The sequence below is a fragment of the Alteromonas sp. 07-89-2 genome (assembly GCF_013113925.1).
Taxonomy (GTDB): Bacteria; Pseudomonadota; Gammaproteobacteria; order Enterobacterales; family Alteromonadaceae; genus Alteromonas; species Alteromonas macleodii.
In genome coordinates this window covers 1-22,623 of the sequence record NZ_VTYM01000003.1, presented here as the reverse complement: position 1 = coordinate 22,623, position 22,623 = coordinate 1, and the positions used below count along the sequence as shown (strand labels likewise).

The 22,623-nt window shown below is 46.3% G+C and carries 17 protein-coding genes and 1 tRNA gene; 16 read left to right on the top strand and 2 right to left on the bottom strand.

Annotation, left to right across the window (positions count from 1 at the left end):
- Positions 1–34: 34 nt before the first annotated feature.
- Positions 35–433 carry an ACT domain-containing protein gene (locus tag F0261_RS02885; RefSeq protein ID WP_171337174.1) on the top strand — a complete coding sequence of 133 codons (399 nt, stop codon included), beginning with the start codon at positions 35–37 and terminating at the stop codon, positions 431–433.
- Here the strand turns inward: F0261_RS02885 and F0261_RS02880 are convergent.
- Together F0261_RS02880 and F0261_RS02875 are read right to left on the bottom strand one after the other, a co-directional pair.
- Positions 430–1,122 carry a lysoplasmalogenase gene (locus F0261_RS02880; protein ID WP_041450036.1) on the bottom strand — a complete coding sequence of 231 codons (693 nt, stop codon included), beginning with the start codon at positions 1,120–1,122 and terminating at the stop codon, positions 430–432. The two genes, F0261_RS02885 and F0261_RS02880, sit on opposite strands and share 4 nt — an antisense overlap.
- Before the next feature lie 122 nt (positions 1,123–1,244).
- Positions 1,245–3,311 (bottom strand): M13 family metallopeptidase, encoded by a 2,067-nt coding sequence (locus F0261_RS02875; RefSeq protein ID WP_014980524.1) that lies wholly within the window; start codon positions 3,309–3,311, stop codon positions 1,245–1,247.
- 251 nt (positions 3,312–3,562) lie between these two features.
- Here F0261_RS02875 and F0261_RS02870 point away from each other — a divergent pair, with 251 nt between their 5' ends.
- The 15 genes from F0261_RS02870 to F0261_RS02800 all read left to right on the top strand — a co-directional run.
- Positions 3,563–4,186 (top strand): RraA family protein, encoded by a 624-nt coding sequence (locus F0261_RS02870; protein ID WP_014980523.1) that lies wholly within the window; start codon positions 3,563–3,565, stop codon positions 4,184–4,186.
- A gap of 232 nt (positions 4,187–4,418) precedes the next feature.
- Complete coding sequence (locus F0261_RS02865; RefSeq protein ID WP_014980522.1) at positions 4,419–6,260, top strand: ABC transporter ATP-binding protein; 1,842 nt, start codon at positions 4,419–4,421, stop codon at positions 6,258–6,260.
- A gap of 167 nt (positions 6,261–6,427) precedes the next feature.
- A tRNA-Trp gene (locus F0261_RS02860) sits at positions 6,428–6,504 on the top strand.
- Positions 6,505–6,584: 80 nt separating this feature from the next.
- Positions 6,585–6,962 carry a preprotein translocase subunit SecE gene (gene secE / locus F0261_RS02855; RefSeq protein WP_171337173.1) on the top strand — a complete coding sequence of 126 codons (378 nt, stop codon included), beginning with the start codon at positions 6,585–6,587 and terminating at the stop codon, positions 6,960–6,962.
- Between the two features lie 4 nt (positions 6,963–6,966).
- The gene (gene nusG, locus F0261_RS02850) at positions 6,967–7,518 is read left to right on the top strand and encodes a transcription termination/antitermination protein NusG (protein ID WP_014951044.1); all 552 of its coding nucleotides are present in this window, start codon (positions 6,967–6,969) and stop codon (positions 7,516–7,518) included.
- Positions 7,519–7,768: 250 nt separating this feature from the next.
- Positions 7,769–8,197: a 50S ribosomal protein L11 gene (gene rplK / locus F0261_RS02845; RefSeq protein WP_014951043.1), complete on the top strand. Its 429-nt coding sequence runs from the start codon at positions 7,769–7,771 to the stop codon at positions 8,195–8,197.
- A 4-nt stretch (positions 8,198–8,201) separates the two neighbouring features.
- On the top strand, positions 8,202–8,897 hold the full coding sequence (rplA, locus tag F0261_RS02840; protein ID WP_014980521.1) for a 50S ribosomal protein L1: 696 nt from the start codon (positions 8,202–8,204) through the stop codon (positions 8,895–8,897).
- A 304-nt stretch (positions 8,898–9,201) separates the two neighbouring features.
- Positions 9,202–9,720, top strand: a complete 519-nt coding sequence (gene rplJ / locus F0261_RS02835) for a 50S ribosomal protein L10 (protein ID WP_014951041.1) — start codon at positions 9,202–9,204, stop codon at positions 9,718–9,720.
- A 57-nt stretch (positions 9,721–9,777) separates the two neighbouring features.
- A complete protein-coding gene (gene rplL, locus F0261_RS02830; RefSeq protein WP_015068303.1) occupies positions 9,778–10,155 on the top strand; it encodes a 50S ribosomal protein L7/L12 in 378 nt (125 codons plus the stop codon).
- A gap of 325 nt (positions 10,156–10,480) precedes the next feature.
- Complete coding sequence (gene rpoB / locus F0261_RS02825; RefSeq protein WP_014977618.1) at positions 10,481–14,509, top strand: DNA-directed RNA polymerase subunit beta; 4,029 nt, start codon at positions 10,481–10,483, stop codon at positions 14,507–14,509.
- Between the two features lie 81 nt (positions 14,510–14,590).
- On the top strand, positions 14,591–18,763 hold the full coding sequence (rpoC, locus tag F0261_RS02820; RefSeq protein ID WP_014980520.1) for a DNA-directed RNA polymerase subunit beta': 4,173 nt from the start codon (positions 14,591–14,593) through the stop codon (positions 18,761–18,763).
- 309 nt (positions 18,764–19,072) lie between these two features.
- Positions 19,073–19,447 (top strand): 30S ribosomal protein S12, encoded by a 375-nt coding sequence (gene rpsL, locus F0261_RS02815; RefSeq protein ID WP_014951037.1) that lies wholly within the window; start codon positions 19,073–19,075, stop codon positions 19,445–19,447.
- 75 nt (positions 19,448–19,522) lie between these two features.
- Entirely contained in the window at positions 19,523–19,993 is a 471-nt protein-coding gene (gene rpsG / locus F0261_RS02810; protein ID WP_014980519.1) for a 30S ribosomal protein S7, read from the top strand.
- A 27-nt stretch (positions 19,994–20,020) separates the two neighbouring features.
- Entirely contained in the window at positions 20,021–22,123 is a 2,103-nt protein-coding gene (gene fusA, locus F0261_RS02805; RefSeq protein ID WP_014951035.1) for an elongation factor G, read from the top strand.
- A gap of 63 nt (positions 22,124–22,186) precedes the next feature.
- Positions 22,187–22,623: GTP-binding protein (locus tag F0261_RS02800; protein WP_171337172.1), on the top strand; the 437-nt coding region annotated here is incomplete at its 3' end.

The following is a 22,623-nucleotide window of genomic DNA, read 5'->3' as shown; positions in this document are numbered from 1 at the left end:
CCAAGTATTGACGTTATACAAAGGAAGGTTGAGTGTGGTCGCTGAAACTGACTTGAGCGTGTTACTGAAAAATTTGAATCCTGTGGCGAGTAGTGAAGATTACGTTTTCACTACCTTGCCTGCTGACAGATTAACTAGTGCGTTAATTTCAGTAGCTAAGGGGATGTTTCAGGAACGCGAGGGCACCACACTTATTCTTCCGGTTGCCGCAGCCGAGAAAGCTAACTTGCCATTTGAAGGTTATTACCGTTGTATAACCTGTGAAGTGCATTCTAGTTTGCAAGCGGTAGGCATGACGGCAGCTATGTCCACGGCGCTGGGTAAGGCAGGAGTTAGCGCCAACGTGGTGGCCGCTTATTACCACGACCATATTTTCGTGCCAGCTGAAAAAGCCGGTTTGGCGATAGACGTTTTAACTTCGCTGTCTAACTAGGCCTGACCCTTTTCTTCCTGCCTGTTCTCTTTTCTCAAAAACGCATCAACAAACCCCATGGTTAAGCAATATTGGGCACCATAGTAGGTTGTCATTACCCAAAAGGTAGACAGTGGAAGCGGGGTTTTGAAAACCGACTGGGCGAGAATGGCATCTGATATCACAAAAAGTAACGCACCGGTTACGATTAGCTTGGTTTGAGCCAACCACACTGCGGTTAAACCCATCAGTGTGATTACGCTAATATAGGCGACTACAGGGTAAAATAAGGCTTTCGACGCTGGCAGAATGTGCACTGCCATCATTACGGCAAAGCTAACCATAATAATACTAATGAACCACTTTGGTTTGCGCGAAATGATATGGTCGCCGGGCGTTTCTACTAGGCGGCGATGCAGCAACGCAAAACACATAGCATACGTTAAATGGGCAACAAAAAAGCACGCCAAGCCGGTAATAAAACTATCAGCAAAGGGCAAGGCCAGACTAACATCTCCGGCAAGACTAAAAAGTAACGCCGTCAACACCATGTATCGCGGCATGGCGCTAAGTTTTGTATAGGCGAAAACTGCCAGTACTACAATAGGCAGGGCTTTGGGTAAGAATTGCGCCACGTAGGGGGTAAGCGGCAGCGTCGCCAGGTAAATCAACGCTAAGCTGCTAAAGACAATAGTTGTTCTTACATTCATATTTAGCCTTTTTGAAACTGCTCGGTCATACACTTCTACACGACAAAAAAAGCCCCAGTTTGGTGAAGCAAACATGGGGCTTTAGCTATCGAATTTTATATGCGCTATTCAATGTGCGCGAATTACCAAATTTTTACGCGTTCTTCTGGTGGTAAATACAACGCATCTTCTTCGGTCACGTTAAACGCTTCGTAGAATTCAGGTACGTTGCGAACAGCACCGTTAGTGCGGAACTTCGTAGGTGAATGGGTATCGGTTTGTACTTGGCTGCGCAACGCCTCTTCGCGATATTTGCTTGCCCAAACCTGGCCGTAACCAATGAATACACGCTGATCGCCAGTGAAACCGTCTAGTTCAGGGGCTTCTTCACCATCAAGAGACAGGTGGTAAGCTTTAAGTGCGATGCTGATTCCGCCAAGGTCGCCGATATTTTCACCTAGGGTATATTCACCGTTTACGTGCAAGCCAGGCAGAACCTCAAACTGGTTATACTGTTCAATCAAGTTCGCAGTGCGTGCTTCAAACTCGCCGCGATCTTCATCAGTCCACCAGTTTCGCAGAACGCCGTCACCGTCGAAGGTTGACCCTGAATCATCAAAACCATGGCCAATTTCGTGACCAATTACCGCGCCAATACCACCGTAGTTAACCGCATCTTCGGCGTTCATGTCAAAGAACGGAGGTTGAAGGATAGCCGCAGGGAATACAATTTCGTTTAGCGGGGGGTTGTAGTAAGCATTAACAGTTTGTGGTGTCATGCCCCATTCATGGGTCCACACTGGGCCGCCTTGTTTCTTAAGCATTTCTTCGTACAGCACGTCCGAAGAACGCTTAAGGTTTCCAAACAGGTCACTGGCATTAACTGTCAGCGCTGAATAGTCTCTCCACTGGTCAGGATAACCAATTTTCACGGTAAACTTAGACAGCTTGTCCAGTGCTTGTGCACGAGTTTCATCTGTCATCCAATCAAGATTTTCGATACTTTCTTTGTAAGCTAACAGCAGGTTATTAACCATTTCCATCATGCGGTCTTTCGCTTCAGGCGGGAAGTGCTGTTTTACATAGACCTTACCGATTAGCTCGCCAACGTGGGCATTTGAAAGGCTTACCGCACGACGCCATTGTGGCTGTTGCTCTTCAACACCGCGCAGCACTTTACTGTAGAAATTGAAGTTTGCTTCATCAAGCTCGGCATTTAAGCGACTGGCTGAAGCATTTAACAAGCCCCACTTAAGGAACGTTTTCCAATCTTCCAGTGAGGTATCTGCAATAACGCCATCAATGTTTTGCATGTAGTCTTTTTGCAGGATGCCTAGCGAAGGAATGTCGCTAATGTCTGCTTCAGTAAGATAAGCGTCCCAGTCGAACTTAGGCATTAACGCTTTAAGTTCTTCAATTGTCAGTTTGTTATAGTTGGCAGCAAAGTTACGGGCCTGCTCTTTTTTCATATGTAGCTGAGCAATTTTAGTCTCAAGTGCGAACAGCATATCCGCACTTTCTTTAGGCGCGTCGAAACCCGCCAGCTCAAACATGGTTTGAATATGTTTAACGTAGGCATCGCGAATGGTTTGTGATGTTTCGTCGTCCTTGAAGTAGTACTCGCGCTCAGGAAGGCCTAAGCCCGACTGCCACGTGTACATCAAATATTCTTTTGGCGACTTAAGATCAGGGTATTGAGTTAGGCTGAACGGCGTACCGTAGCCATAGCGAGCTGCATAAGCGAAATACTCAGCAAGGTCGGTGTAGTCTTCAATGGCTTCAATCTTAGTTAACTCAGGCTTTAGCGGCGTCGTACCAAGTTCGTTGCGGGTTTCCATGTCCATATAGGCACGGTAAAAATCACCGACTTTTTGCTCGTCGCTGCCCGCTTTAAAGTCGCCTTCGGCAGACGATTTTATAATATCCATAACGTGATCTTGTGCTTCATCGCGAAGGATCACGAAAGAACCGTAGCTCGATTTATCTGCCGGTATTTCAAAATTATCAAACCACTTGCCGTTTACGTAGCGGAAAAAGTCATCACCTGGGTCAACAGACAGATCCATATTTTCTTTAATGACACCTGAAGAAAGCTGTTGCTGAGCTTCTTCGGTAGCCGCGCTCTGTGTCTGTTGTTCTGTGGATGAATTTTGTGGGCTACAAGCCGTGAGGGCCAGTGCCACGCTTAAGCTTAAAACGCTACGTAACATGTCGAGTTTTCCTTTTCATTTTATTGGGCGACATTTGGGCTTGCCGCTTATTGTTTTTAGTGCGTTGCGAAACCTGTGCATCCCTTCGAAAGAATGGTGTGGCGTATTGCGTGCACGCTTTTTACTAATTTTTAGCATGGCGGGGGGGATAGAAAAAGTGTTTATAGTGAAAATACACAGCTTGTAACAACTTGTAGGGCTAATTTCGCTATAGTGTTTTTTTCACGCACTACAACATTCAAGGAACGGCGATGGACTTACACAATACCCCTTTCGATAGCGTATCACCCTGTGAGTACGCCGATGCGCTGCCAAGAAAGCAGTTCATGCACTATGCGATAAAGCCATTGTGGGAAGGCATGCCACGCATTGCGGGTCCAGCATTTACCGTTAAGTGTGAGCCGGGTGATCATCTTATGCTGCATGCGGCGATATATCGCGCAAGCCCCGGTGACATTGTTGTTGTGGAAGCCGATGATGAATTTGCTGTTGCAGGCGGTAACGTCTGCGCGATAGCCCAGTCTCGCGGCATTAAAGGCTTCGTGATTGATGGTGTTATACGAGACCTTGCAGAAACCCGTGACAACAAATTCCCGGTATTTGCCAGGGGCGTTATACCCAAGCCAGGAGCCAAAAAGTGCATATCGCCGTTAAATGAGCCGATTTCCTGTGCAGGTGTAACTGTTCACGCCGGAGATATCATTGTTGCAGACGAAGAGGGTATTGCAGTAATCCCAAAAGATGAGGCGCTAGCAGCCTATGACATTGCCCAAAAGCGAGCCCAGAAAGATGGCTCCATGTCACTTGAACAGTGGCAGGATGAGCATGCTGAAAAAGTGGAAAGCATACTTGTTAAATTAGGCTTTGCAGAGTGAAAGCTGAAAGAAAACTCGCTTATTATTGAGTTGTTTTATGTAAGCTCTTCTCCAAATAATAATTTTCGCCAAGTATCAGCCTGTGCCAAAAATTAACTAATGTTAAACGAGCTTTGCGGTAAAAAAGCACCGCAAAGTTCAACACACTTTAAGTAATCGTGTAGAATTGTGACGTAAGCATTTTGGGGCATACGTAAACGTGCTCTGTCACTGAATAACTAACGAGTTCTACATGTTTTCATTTTTTGAAAAGCTGACCCAGCCTTTCCCTGACACGCCGCCTACCCAACCGCCAACAGGTATCGTTGCATTTTGTAAGTACTACACAAAAGGCATGTGGGGCGTAATCCTTACTGTTTCCGTGCTAAGTGCCATTGTTGCCATGTTAGAAGTGGCGCTGTTTGGCTTTTTAGGGCAGTTAGTTGACTGGTTCTCTGATCAAAACCGAGCCACGTTTTTAGCGGACCAAAAATTTACCCTCATTGGCATGGGTTTAACCGTGCTCGTTTTTATTCCATTGTTTATTTTGTTGCGCTCGTTGTTTTCTCGTCAGTCCTTGATGGGGAACTACCCCATGCGCATTAGATGGCAGGCGCACCGTTATTTGCTTGGACAAAGTTTAACCTTCTTTCACGATGAGTTTGCCGGCCGTGTGGCCACCAAGGTGATGCAGACTGCACTATCGGTAAGAGAGACCGTAACCAAGGTTCTCGATTTGCTGGTATACATCAGCGTTTATTTTATCTCTATGGTTGTGCTTATTTTCAGCACAGACTGGCGCTTAGCCATGCCGCTTATCGTGTGGTTCTTTGTGTACATTGGCATTTTAAAAGTGCTGGTGCCTAAACTAAAAGAAGTCTCGCAAAAGCAAGCCGACGCGCGCTCATTAATGACCGGACGTATTGTTGATAGCTATACCAATATCACAACGGTGAAGCTGTTTTCACACAGTCGCCGCGAAGCGGATTACGCTAAAGAAAGCATGGATGGTTTTCTTAAAACTGTTTACCCGCAAATGCGTTTGGTCACCGTATTGGAATTCTGCGTGGAAATGGCTAACGCCATTCTTATTTTTACCATTGGTGCGCTATCTGTGTATTTATGGATGGAAAACATTGCGAGTCCCGGCGATATCGCCATCGCTATTAGTCTGTGTTTGCGACTAAACGGTATGTCGCACTGGGTTATGTGGGAAGTATCAGGTTTGTTCGAAAACTTAGGCACGGTGCAGGACGGCATGAATACACTAGCGCAGCCTATTGCAGTAAAAGACAAGCCAAAAGCCGATGCGTTAAAGGTTAATGGCGGCGGGATTAATTTCGATAATGTGCATTTTTCTTATTCAGGTGCAGACAACAAACCTATTGATGTGTTCACTAACTTGGATTTAGCCATTAAGCCCGGAGAAAAAGTGGGCTTAGTGGGGCGTTCTGGGGCGGGTAAATCGACGCTGGTTAATTTGCTCATGCGTTTTTACGACACCCAGAGTGGTCGCATTGTCATTGATGGTCAAGATATCACTGAAGTAGGCCAAGAAACCCTTCGCGCCAAAATCAGCATGGTGACACAAGATACTTCACTGATGCACCGCTCGGTACGCGACAATATCCTTTACGGTCGAACCGATGCGACAGAAGAAGATATGATCCGTGCAGCCAAGCAGGCCGAAGCGCACGACTTTATTCTTACGCTTACCGATAGTCACGGTAGAACAGGGTACGACGCGCATGTAGGAGAGCGAGGCGTTAAGCTTTCAGGCGGTCAGCGCCAGCGCATTGCCATAGCTCGCGTATTGTTAAAAGACGCGCCTGTATTAGTGCTGGACGAAGCCACATCAGCACTAGATTCAGAAGTTGAAGCAGCCATTCAAGCCTGTCTGGATAAAGTGATGGAAGGCAAAACCGTGCTGGCTATTGCGCATCGACTGTCGACCATTGCGCAAATGGACAGGTTACTTGTTCTGGATAAGGGCAACATTGTAGAGCAGGGAACCCATACCGAGCTTATTGCGCACAATGGCATATATGCCAAGCTTTGGGCGCACCAAACGGGCGGATTTATAGGCGTTGAATAGGCAAGGAGCGAATTAGCGTTCAATCGCAGATGGGATGGATAAACCGCTTGTATCTTGAAAGTGGTTAAGTATAATACGCGTCCCTCCCTTGCGATACCGCACTTTCCTTAGAAAAGACGCACAACTCACAAGGGCAGTGTAAGTAAATTTTGTCTTTCAGGCACCACAGGGGTGTAGTTCGAATTGGTAGAACAGCGGTCTCCAAAACCGATGGTTGGGGGTTCGAGTCCCTCCACCCCTGCCAAATTTACTTAAACTAAGAATTTTTAAGTTGCGCATTTTTAGATGCGTAAAACAACGACGCTGTAGTGCTAGGATCGTAACATGAGCGAAAAGACGGAAAATCAGTCCAATGCATTGGACATGTTTAAATGGGTAGTGGTTTTTGCACTACTTGCCGGTTTAGTAACCGCTAATACAATGTACGGTGAGATCTCGGTACTATACCGTGCCATCGCAATTGTTGTAGTTGTTGGTATAGCTGGTTTCATCGCGGCAACTACCGAAAAAGGTAGCACCTTCTTGAGCTTTGCTAAAGAGTCTCGCACAGAAGTTCGCAAGGTTGTGTGGCCAACTCGCCAAGAGGCGAACCAAACTACACTTATCGTGCTTGCAGCGACGTTAATTATGGCACTAATTTTATGGGGACTAGACGGCATCATCGTTCGTGTAGTTGGCTTTACTACAGGAATAGGAGCATAACCGTATGTCTGAAGAAGAAGCAGTAAAGAAAAGATGGTACGTAGTTCAAGCCTATTCACAATATGAGTCTCGCGTTAAGAAGACCCTGCTTGAATACATCAAGATGCACAACATGGAAGACTACTTCGGTCAGGTACTAGTACCAACAGAAGAAGTAGTAGAAATGCGTGCTGGTCAAAAGCGTAAGTCTGAGCGTAAGTTCTACCCAGGTTATGTATTGGTAGAAATGGCGATGACGGAAGAGTCATGGCACTTAGTGAAAAGCGTACCTCGCGTACTTGGTTTCATCGGCGGCACATCTGATCGCCCTATGCCAATCACGCAGAAAGAAGCTGACGCTATCTTAAATCGTCTTGAAGAAAACGTTGATAAGCCAAGACCAAAGACGCTGTTCGAGCCAGGCGAAGTTATTCGCGTTATCGATGGCCCATTTGCAGACTTCAACGGTGTTGTAGAAGAAGTAGACTACGAAAAAAGCCGCGTAAAAGTATCGGTGCTTATCTTCGGTCGTTCTACTCCAGTAGACCTAGAATTTGGTCAGGTAGAAAAAGGCTAAGCCTATTCAAGCTACCGTATAGTATTTTTAAAAAGCCCCGTTTGACGGGGCTTTTTTGTATAAGGTCTCCGGTTCAACAGTGAGAGCGTAAAAATACTGACCTTTCGATGGTTTTTTATTCTAAATAGCCCTTGCATAGTAATTAATCACCTTATATAATGCGCGCCCTTTTAAACGGAAACGGGAAGCCGATTGAGCAAATAATCTCTGTATTTGCGAGGCGTTAGACCCAAACAAGAGAGCATGTAAAATGGCTAAAAAAGTAAGCGGTATTATCAAGCTTCAGGTTGCAGCAGGTGCTGCTAACCCAAGTCCACCAGTTGGTCCTGCACTAGGTCAACACGGTGTAAACATCATGGAATTCTGTAAGGCTTTCAACGCGAAAACAGAAAGCCTTGAGAAAGGCGCTCCAGTACCAGTAGAAATTACTGTATACGAAGATCGCTCTTTCACATTCGAAACTAAGACTCCTCCTGCGTCTTACCTGCTTAAGAAAGCAGCGGGCATCAAGAGTGGTTCTGGCCGTCCTAACACTGAAAAAGTGGGTAAAGTTACTCGCGCTCAGTTGGAAGAGATTGCTAAAACTAAAGAGCCAGACCTTACTGCAGCTGATCTAGATGCAGCGGTACGCACTATCGCGGGTTCTGCTCGCTCAATGGGCTTGAACGTAGAGGACTAATCGAATGGCTAAATTAACTAAACGCGCTCGCGTAATCCGCGACAAAGTTGACTCTACTAAAGAGTACGAAATCAACGAAGCAGTAGCGCTTCTTAAAGAACTAGCAACAGCTAAGTTCGCAGAAAGCGTAGACGTATCTGTTAACCTTGGTATCGATGCGAAGAAATCTGACCAAAACGTTCGTGGTGCAACTGTACTACCTAACGGTACTGGTAAGGACGTTCGCGTTGCAGTATTCACTCAAGGTGCAAATGCTGAAGCAGCTAAAGAAGCTGGTGCAGACATCGTTGGTATGGACGACTTAGCTGAGCAAGTTAAGAAAGGCGAAATGAACTTTGACGTAGTAGTTGCTAGCCCAGACGCGATGCGTGTTGTTGGTCAACTAGGTCAAATCTTAGGTCCACGTGGCCTTATGCCTAACCCAAAAACTGGCACTGTAACGCCTGACGTTGCAACGGCAGTTAAGAACGCTAAAGCTGGTCAGGTACGCTACCGTAACGATAAGAACGGTATCATCCACGCTAGCATCGGTAAGATTGCGTTCGAAGCGAACCAAATTCAAGAAAACCTTGAAGCGCTACTTGAAGCATTGAAGAAAGCTAAGCCTTCTTCTGCGAAAGGTACATACATCAAGAAGATCAGCCTAAGCACTACAATGGGTGCTGGTGTTGCTCTTGATAAGGCTTCTGTAGGTCTTTAATTTCGCTGAGCTTAGGCTTATCGAAATCTCTTAAAGGTTATGGGTTGGAGCTGCTTATTAGCAGTGCTAATAAGCAGCTCCCGTCCTAGACCGCAGGTGCGGTGTGGTGAAAGAGGTAAGAGAACTTTCACAGTCAACACACTGCTTAATACAACAACCTGCGCAGACGGTGGTTTGACTCAGACTCTCTGGGGTAACAAACACCGTAGAGCGGTATCAACCATGAGGGTTGGTATCAATCTGTGAACCCTGACGGCGTAAGCGGGTAACCGCAAACAAAGTCAGATACAAAGAGGTGAACTCAGTGGCACTAGGTTTAGCAGCAAAAAAAGAGATCGTAGCAGAAGTTTCTGAAGTTGCGTCTCGCGCTCTATCCGTAGCCGTTGCTGAATACCGTGGGATGGAAGTTGCAGAACTGACTGACCTACGTGTTAAAGCTCGTGAGCAAGGCGTATACCTAAAGGTTGTACGTAACACTCTTGCAAAGCGTGCTCTAGCAGACAGTCAATTTGCAGACTTAGACAGCGCCTTAACTGGTCCGCTTATCTATGGTTTCTCTATCGACGCACCAGGCGGTGCGGCACGTCTTTTCAAAGACTTCGGTAAGACTAACGATAAGCTAAAAGTTACAGCACTTTCTATTGGTAGTGGTCTTCTTGGTCCAGAGAAATTGGACGCAGTTGCAGCTCTACCTACCCGCGACGAAGCGCTTGCGAAACTACTTGCAACCTTCAAAGCACCAGTTGGGAAATTCGTTCAAACAATCAACGAAGTTCCTGGCAAGTTTGTGCGCGTATTGGCGGCGGTCAAAGACACCAAGTAATTGGCGTTTTTGGCATATTGATTTTTTTAACATTTTATACCCAGGAGTTTAGAGAACATGGCTCTAACTAAAGAAGATATCTTAAACGCAATCGCTGAAATGCCAGTAATGGAACTGGTTGAACTAATCGAAGCGGCTGAAGAAAAATTCAACGTATCTGCTGCAGCTGCTGTTGCTGTTGCTGGTCCAGCTGCTGGCGGTGACGCTGCTGCTGCAGAAGAAAAGACTGAATTCGACGTTGTAATGACTTCATTCGGTGGCAACAAAGTTGCAGTTATCAAAGCAGTTCGCGGCGCGACTGGCCTAGGTCTTAAAGAAGCTAAAGAAGTAGTTGAGTCTGCTCCTAAAGCTATCAAAGAAGGCGTAAGCAAAGATGAAGCTGAAGCACTTAAGAAAGAGCTTGAAGAAGCTGGTGCAGAAGTAGAAATCAAGTAATCTGACATAGTCAGATTATTGCCTGAGACGGCAAGGCTGGTGGTTTTTTAAACCACCAGCCTTTTTGCGCTGTATAGTGTGTAGAATCTAACCCTTGGTTACACTACTTAAAGCGCCATTCGGAAATACCCATAAAAAGCATAAAAATCCAACAAGTTAACTAATAATTGGTTAAATTTTGTTGTATGCTGGTGTATCTGCCCGAAAAAGGGTTGTGGAAGTTTGTTGCTTAGTGCGCCATTTGAAACGTAGCTTTTAGCCCATAGCACGCGTTTTAAAGCATTTTGCAGCAGGTTGGGTCATAAATCAGCAGGCTGAGGAACCCATGGTTTACTCTTATAGCGAAAAGAAACGTATCCGTAAGGATTTTGGCAAACGCCCACAGGTATTGGAAATTCCATACCTTCTTTCAATTCAGCTTGATTCTTTCAAAAAGTTTATTGAGATCGATGCAGATGCTCAATACGGTTTGGAAGCAGCATTTCGTTCCGTTTTTCCAATTAAAAGCTACTCAGGTAGTTCAGAGCTTCAGTATGTAAGCTACCGCCTGGGAGAGCCCGTTTTCGACGTTAAAGAATGTCAAATTCGCGGCGTAACTTTCTCTGCTCCGTTAAGAGTAAAACTACGGTTAGTGTTGTTCGATAAAGACGCTGCGCCAGGTACCGTAAAAGATATTAAAGAACAAGAAGTGTACATGGGCGAGATCCCATTGATGACTGAGAACGGTACGTTCGTTATCAATGGTACAGAGCGTGTTATCGTGTCACAGCTACACCGTTCACCTGGTGTATTCTTTGATCACGACAAAGGTAAAACCCACTCGTCAGGTAAAGTGCTTTATAACGCACGTGTAATTCCTTACCGTGGTTCGTGGTTAGACTTCGAGTTTGACCCGAAAGATAACCTATTCGTACGTATCGACCGTCGTCGTAAGTTGCCTGCAACGATTATCTTACGCGCACTTGAAATGACGTCTGAAGAAATCCTAGATACTTTCTTTGACAAAGTAAGCGTACGTATCGACAAAGACAAACTAATGATGGAAGTGGTTCCAGATCGCCTACGTGGTGAGACGGCTGCTTTTGACATCATTGACGGTGAAGGCAACGTTGTTGTTGAAACGGGTCGTCGTATTTCTGCGCGCCACACGCGTGCACTAGAAAAAGCCGGTCTTACAGAACTTGAAGTTCCAGCCGATTACCTAATTGGCCGTGTTTATGCAGCTACTTATGTAAACGAAGACACAGGCGAAGTGATTGTAAGCGCGAACGACGAACTAACCCTTGAAAACCTAGCGGCACTTAGCCAAGCGGGTATCAAAGAGTTCGAAACGCTTTACATCAACGAGCTAGATCACGGTTCATACATTTCAGATACGCTACGTATCGATTCTTCAACTAACCGCCTTGAAGCACTAGTTGAAATCTACCGTATGATGCGTCCTGGTGAGCCACCAACGAAAGATGCAGCTGAAACCTTGTTCGATAACTTGTTCTTCTCTGATGAACGTTACGACCTATCTTCTGTTGGCCGCATGAAGTTCAACCGCCGTCTTGGCCGTGAAGAACTTATTGGTGCTGGTACACTAGATAAAGAAGACATTATTTCTGTAATGAAGCAGCTAATAATGATTCGTGACGGTAAAGACGAAGTAGATGACATCGATCACCTAGGTAACCGTCGTATCCGTTCTGTAGGTGAAATGGCAGAAAACCAATTCCGCGTTGGTCTTGTACGTGTTGAGCGTGCAGTTAAAGAGCGTCTAAGCTTAGGCGACCTAGACAACGTGATGCCACAAGATCTTATTAACGCTAAGCCTATCTCGGCTGCGGTTAAAGAGTTCTTCGGTTCATCTCAGCTTTCTCAGTTCATGGACCAAAACAACCCGCTATCAGAAGTAACGCATAAGCGTCGTATTTCTGCATTAGGCCCGGGTGGTCTTACACGTGAACGTGCAGGCTTTGAAGTTCGAGACGTACACCCGACTCACTACGGTCGTCTATGTCCAATCGAAACGCCGGAAGGCCCGAACATCGGTCTAATTAACTCATTGGCAAGCTTCGCGCGTACCAATGACTTCGGTTTCCTAGAAACGCCGTTCCGTCGCATTGTAGACGGTGTGGTAACAGACGAAATCGATTACTTATCTGCAATTGAAGAAGGTCAATTCGCAATCGCTCAGGCAAACATCGCGTTGACTGAAGCAGGCGAGTTGGTTGACGACCTAATTCCATGTCGTCACCGTGGTGAAACTACCTTGATGCCGAAAGAAGACATCAAGTACATGGACGTTTCACCTCAGCAAATCGTTTCAATTGCTGCAAGCATTATCCCATTCCTAGAGCACGATGATGCGAACCGTGCACTTATGGGTGCGAACATGCAACGTCAGGCAGTACCTACACTACGCGCTGATAAGCCGCTAGTTGGTACCGGTATGGAAAGAACTATCGCGGTTGACTCAGGTGTTACTGTAGTTGCTAAGCGCGGTGGTGTGGTTGATTACGTAGATGCCAGCCGTATCGTTATTAAAGTAGACGAAGATGAAATGCTTCCAGGTGAAGCAGGTATCGATATCTACAACCTGACTAAGTACACTCGTTCTAACCAAAACACGTGTATCAATCAGAAGCCTACTTGTAGTGTTGGTGACCCGATTGTTGCAGGCGACGTGCTAGCTGATGGTCCTTCAACAGACCTAGGTGACCTTGCACTTGGTCAGAACATGCGTATCGCGTTCATGCCGTGGAATGGTTACAACTTTGAGGATTCAATCCTTATTTCTGAGCGTGTAGCGCAGGAAGACCGTTTTACTACTATCCACATTCAAGAGCTTAGCTGTATCGCTCGTGATACTAAGCTTGGGCCAGAAGAAATTTCTTCTGATATCCCGAACGTGGGTGAATCTGCACTAAGCAAGCTTGATGAATCAGGTGTTGTTTACATTGGTGCGGAAGTGAAAGGCGGTGACATCCTTGTAGGTAAAGTAACGCCTAAAGGTGAAACGCAGCTTACGCCAGAAGAAAAACTACTACGTGCAATCTTCGGTGAGAAAGCGTCTGACGTTAAAGATACGTCTCTACGTGTACCTAACTCTGTTCACGGTACGGTAATCGACGTTCAAGTATTTACCCGTGACGGTGTAGAGAAAGACAAGCGTGCGCTAGAAATTGAAGATATGCAGTTACGTCAGGTTAAGAAAGACCTTACTGACGAGTTCGAAATTCTTGCAGACGGTATCTTTGCACGTGCACAAACTGCACTTCTACGTGCTGGTGTTGACCAAGCTAAGCTTGACAGCCTGCCGCGTGAAAAGTGGTTTGAAATCGCACTTAACAGTGAAGATGCACAGCTAGAGCTAGACCAAATCGCTGATCAGCATGCTGAAATCAAACTTGATTTCGATAAGAAGTTTGAAGGTAAGCGTCGCAAGATTACTCAAGGCGATGACCTAGCACCTGGCGTGCTTAAGATCGTTAAGGTTTATCTTGCGGTTAAACGTCACATCCAACCGGGTGATAAAATGGCCGGTCGTCACGGTAACAAAGGTGTTATCTCGACTATCCAGCCTGTAGAAGACATGCCATACGATGCTAACGGTACGCCGGTAGATATCGTTCTTAACCCACTAGGTGTACCGTCTCGTATGAACATCGGTCAGATCCTAGAAACGCACTTGGGTATGGCTGCACACGGTCTTGGTGTGAAGATTGATCGCATGATTAAAGAGCAGCGCGAGCTGGCTGAACTACGTGACTTCTTGAAGAAGGTGTACGAGCTTGGTGAGAATCACCAAGAAGTTGACATCGATAGCTTCACAGACCACGAAGTTCGTCGTCTAGCGGAAAACCTTCGTAAGGGTGTTCCAGTAGCAACACCTGTATTCGACGGTGCTCGTGAATCTGAAATCAAAGAAATGCTGAAGCTTGCTGACATTCCAGAAAGCGGTCAGATTGCTTTGTTTGACGGTCGTACCGGTCGCGAATTTGAGCGTCCAGTTACGGTTGGTTACATGTACATGCTGAAACTGAACCACTTAGTAGACGACAAAATGCACGCGCGTTCTACGGGTTCTTACAGCCTTGTTACACAGCAGCCTCTTGGTGGTAAAGCACAGTTCGGTGGTCAGCGCTTCGGTGAGATGGAAGTGTGGGCACTTGAAGCATACGGTGCAGCATATACCCTTCAAGAAATGCTTACCGTTAAGTCGGATGACGTTAACGGCCGTACCAAGATGTACAAGAACATCGTCGATGGCGACCACAGAATGGAACCTGGCATGCCAGAGTCATTCAACGTACTACTTAAAGAAATTCGCTCGTTGGGTATCAACATCGAGCTTGAAGAAAAGTAATACGGCGTTAGCCACGTAATGTTATGAGATGGCCCGGCGCTTGCGCCGGGCTCTAGAGACTGACTCCGCTGGGAGAGTAATGTGAAAGACTTATTAAAGTTTCTAAAGCAACAAAACAAGACTGAAGAATTCGATAATATTCGAATCGGTCTGTCTTCACCTGACATGATCCGTTCATGGTCATTCGGTGAAGTTAAAAAGCCTGAAACAATTAACTACCGTACGTTCAAGCCTGAGCGCGACGGTCTGTTCTGTGCGCGTATCTTTGGTCCGGTTAAAGACTACGAGTGTCTTTGCGGTAAGTACAAGCGCCTTAAGCACCGTGGTGTTATCTGTGAGAAGTGTGGCGTTGAAGTTACACTGACTAAAGTACGTCGTGAGCGTATGGGTCACATCGAGCTAGCTAGCCCGGTAGCACACATCTGGTTCCTTAAATCACTTCCGTCTCGTATCGGCTTAATGCTAGATATGACACTTCGTGATATTGAACGTGTACTTTACTTTGAATCGTACGTGGTTACAGAGCCAGGTATGACTACGCTTGAGCGCAGCCAGCTTCTTAACGAAGAAGAATACTTGGATGCACTTGAAGAACACGGTGATGAGTTTGAAGCGAAGATGGGTGCTGAAGCAGTATTCGATCTTCTTACAGCACTAGACGTAGACGCAGACGTTGCGGCTATGCGTGAAGAGCTGCCTTCAATCAACTCTGAAACTAAGCGTAAGAAAATTACTAAGCGTCTTAAGTTGCTTGAGTCATTCCAACAGTCTGGCAACAAGCCAGAGTGGATGATCATGACGGTTCTTCCGGTACTTCCACCAGATTTACGTCCTCTAGTACCACTAGATGGCGGCCGTTTTGCAACGTCTGACCTTAACGACCTTTACCGTCGTGTAATTAACCGTAACAACCGTCTTAAGCGTCTTCTAGACCTAGCTGCTCCAGACATCATCGTACGCAACGAAAAGCGTATGCTTCAAGAGTCTGTTGATGCGCTCCTAGATAATGGACGTCGTGGTCGTGCGATTACCGGTTCTAACAAGCGTCCACTTAAGTCGCTTGCAGACATGATCAAAGGTAAGCAAGGTCGTTTCCGTCAAAACCTTCTTGGTAAGCGTGTTGACTACTCAGGCCGTTCTGTAATTACCGTTGGTCCTACGCTACGTCTTCACCAGTGTGGTCTTCCTAAGAAGATGGCACTTGAGCTATTTAAGCCGTTTATCTACGGTAAGCTTGAAGGTCGTGGTCTTGCGACAACAATTAAAGCTGCTAAGAAGCTTGTAGAGCGCGAAGCACCAGAGGTTTGGGACGTACTAGACGACGTTATCCGCGAACACCCGGTACTACTTAACCGTGCACCTACACTTCACCGTTTGGGTATCCAAGCATTCGAACCAACACTAATCGAAGGTAAAGCGATTCAGCTTCACCCGCTAGTGTGTGCGGCGTACAACGCCGACTTCGATGGTGACCAAATGGCGGTACACGTTCCGTTGACAATCGAAGCACAGCTAGAAGCACGTGCACTTATGATGTCAACGAACAACATTCTGTCACCTGCGAATGGTGAGCCAATTATCGTACCTTCACAGGACGTTGTATTGGGTCTTTACTACCTAACGCGTGACAAAGTAAACGGCTTAGGCGAAGGCATGGTATTCACCAGCCCGAATGAAGCAGAAAAAGCATACCGTACAGGTAATGCTGAGCTTCACTCTCGCGTTAAAGTACGTATTACTGAATATGACATCGATGAAGATGGCAACAAAACTGAGAAAGTAACGCTAACTGACACTACTGTTGGTCGTGCGATTTTCTCATTGATCCTTCCAAAGGGTCTGCCGTTTGAAATCATCAACCAAGCGATGGGCAAGAAGCAAATTTCAAGACTATTGAATGCTTGTTACCGTACGCTAGGTCTGAAAGATACAGTAATTGCTGCTGACCAAATCATGTATACCGGTTTCCACTACGCGATGATCGCGGGTGCGTCTGTTGGTATCGACGATATGGTTATTCCTGCTGCGAAGAAAGACATCATCGATGCAGCGGAAGCAGAAGTTATCGAAATTCAGGAACAGTTCCAAAACGGTCTTGTTACCGCGGGTGAGCGTTACAACAAAGTTATCGATATCTGGTCAAATGCCAACGAAAAAGTTGCTAAGGCCATGATGGATAACCTTAAGACTGACATCGTAATTAACCGCGATGGCGAAGAAGAAGAGCAATCATCATTTAACTCTGTTTACATGATGGCCGACTCGGGTGCTCGTGGTAGTGCCGCTCAGATTCGTCAGCTAGCTGGTATGCGTGGTCTGATGGCTAAGCCAGATGGCTCAATCATCGAAACCCCAATTACGGCGAACTTCCGTGAAGGTCTGAACGTACTGCAGTACTTCATCTCAACTCACGGTGCTCGTAAAGGTCTTGCGGATACCGCACTTAAGACAGCGAACTCGGGTTACCTAACACGTCGTCTAGTAGACGTTGCACAAGACTTGGTAATCACTAACGACGACTGCGGTACATTCGAAGGTGTTCAAATGACACCACTAATCGAAGGTGGTGACGTTGTTGAGCCACTACGCGAGCGTGTACTAGGTCGTGTGGTAGCAGAAGATGTACTTAAGCCAGGCACTAACGAAGTGCTAGTAGAGCGTAACGTTCTTCTAGACGAAGCGTTAGTAGACATGCTTGAAGCTAACTCAGTTGACCAAATCATGGTTCGCTCGGTAATCACTTGTGACAACGACTTCGGTGTTTGTGCTAAGTGTTACGGTCGTGACCTTGCACGTGGTCACATGGTGGGTAGCGGTGAATCGGTTGGTGTTATTGCAGCACAGTCAATCGGTGAACCAGGTACACAGCTTACCATGCGTACGTTCCACATCGGTGGTGCGGCATCAAGAGCATCTGCTGAGAACAGCGTACAAGTTAAGACGGCGGGTAGCCTTAAGCTACACAATGCGAAGTTCGTACGTAACTCTGACGGCAAAGTGGTTATCGTTTCTCGTTCAACAGAACTTACTGTTATCGACGAGCAAGGCCGTGAGAAAGAGCGCTATAAAGTACCTTACGGTGCTGTACTTAGCGTGGATGACGGTGCAACTATTGCAGCTGGCGACGTTGTTGCTAACTGGGATCCGCATAGTCACCCAATCATCACTGAACGTGCAGCTAAGATTAGCTTCGCAGACATTGATGACTCTAACACCGAAATGCAGCAAGACGAGCTTACTGGTCTAACCCGTATCGTTGTTAAAGACCTTGCGAAAGTAAACTCTAAAGAGCCTAAGCTAATTCTTGAAAGCGACGAGTTCGGTCTTCAAGAAATTCGTCTTCCAAGCTTCACAACCATCGAAGCGAAAGAAGGCAAAGTGGCTAACGAAGGTGACGTGCTAGCACGTATTCCTCAAGAAAGCTCGAAGACTCGTGATATCACGGGTGGTCTACCGCGCGTTGCGGACCTATTTGAAGCACGTAAGCCTAAAGAGCCTGCAATCCTTGCAGAAATCTCAGGTACTATCGGCTTCGGTAAAGAGACCAAAGGTAAGAAGCGTCTTGTAATTACACCAGCTGAGGGTGATGCATACGAAGAGATGATTCCTAAGTGGCGTCAGCTTAACGTATTCGAAGGTGAGAAAGTGGAAAAAGGCGAAGTTATCGCTGATGGTCCAGAGTCTCCGCACGATATCCTACGTCTACGTGGTATCTCAGCAGTAGCAAACTACATCGTGAACGAAGTTCAGGAAGTATACCGTCTACAGGGTGTTAAGATTAACGATAAGCACATCGAAGTCGTTATCCGTCAGATGCTACGTAAGTGCATTATTACTCACCCAGGCGATACGCAGTTCCTTGAAGGCGAACAGGTTGAAGTATCGAACGTTAAAGTGGCGAACCGTGAAATTGAAAAACACGGCAAGATCCCAGCGCAGTACGAAACACAGCTGCTTGGTATCACCAAAGCGTCACTGTCTACTGAGTCATTTATCTCAGCGGCATCGTTCCAAGAAACAACACGTGTTCTAACTGAAGCTGCGGTTCAAGGTAAAGAAGATGACCTACGCGGTCTGAAAGAAAACGTAATCGTTGGTCGACTAATTCCAGCGGGTACAGGTTTCGCTTACCACGAACGCCGTGCACAACGTCGCAAAGAGCAAATCGAGGAAATGTCAGTTTCTGCTGCTGAAGCAGAACAGGCACTAACCGAAGCGCTTAATGCTGGTGCAGACGAAGATACTGCCGAATAAGGCAAGGTCATAGGAGTACGTTAACGTACTCCTAACAATTTGGCAGTCCAGTTGTACAGATTGCAGATAAATTAACTGCTTAACCTTTGTACACCTTGACAGTCAGAGCGATGATCTTTAATATTCCGCGACCCGATTTTGGATAGCCATCAAGTGGCTCGATAAACGGTCGCGGTTTTTTGTATCAGCGCTCAGTGAATATTGACGAGCACAATGTTCACAAAAAAGAGCGATTAAACAATTAATCGCATTAATATGGACCCAATCACAGTGATTGGGTTTTCGTAGTTTTTAATCAGGAGCTAGTTAATGGCAACAGTTAACCAGTTAGTGCGCAAGCCGCGTAGAAAGCCCGTTGAAAAAAGCAACGTAGCTGCTCTACAAGCTTGTCCACAAAGACGTGGTGTATGTACTCGTGTATATACTACTACGCCTAAGAAACCAAACTCTGCACTACGTAAAGTATGTCGTGTACGTCTTACTAACGGTTTTGAAGTTTCTTCATATATCGGTGGTGAAGGTCACAACCTACAAGAGCACAGTGTAGTACTTATCCGTGGTGGTCGTGTTAAAGATCTACCAGGTGTTCGTTATCACACAGTTCGCGGTACTCTTGACTGCGCAGGTGTAAACGATCGTAAACAAGCCCGTTCTAAGTACGGCGCGAAGAAGCCTAAGTCATAACGGTTCTCCGTTAGTAAGGCCAAACTGAAGTTTAAGAGTTTTGGGTTTTCCCTGAATTCATACGGAGAATAGAAGATGCCAAGAAGAAGAGTCGTAGGTCAACGTAAAATCCTACCAGAGCCAAAATTTGGTTCACAACTGCTTGCGAAATTCATGAATGTCGTAATGCTCGACGGCAAAAAGTCAGTCGCTGAAAGAATCGTTTACGGTGCGCTTGATATTGTTGCTGAAAAAACCGGCAAAGCACACCTAGATATCTTCGAGGAAGCACTTGATAATATCCGCCCAACAGTAGAGGTTAAGTCTCGTCGTGTTGGTGGTTCAACTTATCAGGTTCCAGTTGAAGTACGTCCAGTTCGTCGTAACGCGCTAGGTATGCGTTGGATGGTAGAAGCTGCACGTAAACGTGGCGAAAAGTCTATGGCACAACGCCTAGCGGCTGAGATGTTAGACGCAGCAGACAACAAAGGTTCAGCGGTTAAGAAACGTGAAGACGTTCACCGTATGGCCGAAGCAAACAAAGCGTTTGCTCATTACCGTTGGTAATCAACGTTATATAACTGAGAGAGATTTATGCCTCGTAAGACCTCGATTGAGCGTTATCGCAATATTGGTATTGTGGCTCACGTGGACGCGGGTAAAACCACGACCACAGAGCGTGTTCTGTTCTATACAGGACTGTCTCACAAAATCGGTGAAGTGCACGATGGTGCTGCTACCATGGACTGGATGGAGCAAGAGCAGGAGCGTGGTATTACTATCACGTCTGCTGCAACGACTTGTTTCTGGTCTGGTATGGAGCAACAGTTCGATCAACACAGGATCAACATCATCGACACCCCTGGACACGTTGACTTTACTATCGAAGTAGAGCGTTCATTGCGTGTACTAGACGGTGCAGTTGTTGTTTTCTGTGGGTCTTCTGGGGTAGAACCTCAATCAGAGACAGTCTGGCGACAGGCTGACAAATATCAAGTGCCACGCCTTGTGTTCGTTAATAAGATGGACCGGGCTGGCGCTGATTTTGAACGTGTTGTGGGTCAAATCCGCAAGCGTTTAGGCGCAAACTGTGTTCCGATTCAAATCAACATGGGCGCTGAAGAGAATTTCCATGGCGTCATCGACCTTGTGAAGATGAAAGCCATCAACTGGAATGAAGAAGACATGGGTATGACATTTACCTATGAAGACATTCCCGCTGAATATTTAGATACCGCTGAGCAGTACCGCACAGAAATGATCGAAGCGGCTGCAGAAGCATCTGATGAGCTAATGAATAAATACTTGGAAGGTGAAGAGCTTTCTGAGGAAGAAATTCGTTCAGGCCTTCGTCAGCGTACGCTGAACAACGAAATTGTTCTTGCCACCTGTGGCAGTGCCTTCAAAAACAAAGGTGTTCAGGCAGTACTAGACTCTGTTATTCATTATCTTCCGTCTCCAACAGAAGTTAAGGCCATCACAGGTGTACTTGACGACAAAGATGAGACAGAAGCAGAGCGTCATTCAAGCGACGATGAGCCGTTCTCAGCGCTAGCATTTAAAATAGCGACCGACCCATTTGTGGGTACGCTAACCTTCTTCCGTTGTTACTCTGGTGTAGTAAACACGGGTGATACGGTTTACAACCCTGTTAAGGGCAAGCGTGAGCGCTTTGGTCGTATTGTGCAAATGCACGCGAAAGACCGTGAAGAAATTAAAGAAGTACGCGCAGGTGACATCGCTGCGGCCATTGGCCTTAAAGATGTAACAACCGGTGATACGCTTTGTGATCCTAACCATGTTATTACGCTAGAGCGTATGGAGTTCCCAGAGCCGGTAATTTCAATTGCGGTTGAGCCTAAGTCGCAAGCTGACCAAGAGAAAATGGGCATAGCCCTAAGCAAGCTTGCAGCTGAAGATCCGTCATTCAAAGTGAAAACTGACGACGAGACAGGCCAGACGATTATCTCAGGTATGGGTGAACTTCACCTTGATATCATTGTCGACCGCATGAAGCGCGAATTTAAAGTTGAATGTAATGTAGGTAACCCTCAGGTTGCTTATCGTGAAACCCTTCGTAAATCTGTTGAAGTTGAAGGGAAGTTCGTTCGTCAGTCAGGCGGCCGCGGCCAATTTGGTCATGTATGGCTGCGCATTGAGCCTCAAGAAGAAGGTTCAGGCTACGAATTTGTGAACGAAATCGTCGGTGGTGTGGTACCAAAAGAGTTCATTCCAGCGGTCGATAAAGGAATTCAGGAGCAGATGCGAAGTGGTGTTCTTGCAGGGTATCCAGTACTTGATGTAAAGGTAACGCTGTTTGACGGTTCATACCACGATGTTGACTCTTCTGAAATGGCGTTTAAGATCGCCGGCTCTATGGGTTTCAAAAAAGGCGCCGCAGAAGCAAATCCGGTGTTACTTGAACCCACAATGAAAGTTGAAGTGACTACTCCAGAAGACTGGATGGGTGATGTAGTTGGTGACATTAATCGTCGCCGCGGCATGATCGAAGGTATGGAAGATGGCGTCGCAGGTGTTAAAATAATACGTGCTAAAGTGCCGCTTTCAGAAATGTTTGGCTACGCAACTGACTTGCGTTCACAAACACAAGGTCGTGCTTCATACTCAATGGAGTTCTTCAATTATTCTGAGGCGCCGAACAATGTGGCGCAGGCTATTATTGAATCTAGAATTTAATCTAAATGAAGGTTCGGTCCGGTCTATTGGTGGGTCGGACTTTTAACTTAGGAAACGAGAAAAATGGCAAAAGAAAAGTTTGAACGTACGAAACCCCACGTAAACGTGGGTACAATCGGCCACGTTGACCATGGTAAAACTACGCTAACTGCAGCTATCACTACAGTTCTTTCTAAAACTTACGGCGGTTCTGCTCAGGCTTTCGATCAAATCGATAACGCGCCTGAAGAAAAAGCACGTGGTATCACCATCTCTACTTCACACGTAGAATACGATACTCCTACTCGTCACTACGCACACGTAGACTGCCCAGGACACGCTGATTACGTTAAAAACATGATCACTGGTGCTGCTCAGATGGACGGTGGTATCCTAGTAGTAGCTGCGACTGATGGTCCTATGCCACAGACTCGTGAGCACATCCTACTTGGTCGTCAGGTTGGTATTCCTTACATCATCGTATTCATGAACAAGTGTGACATGGTTGACGATGAAGAGCT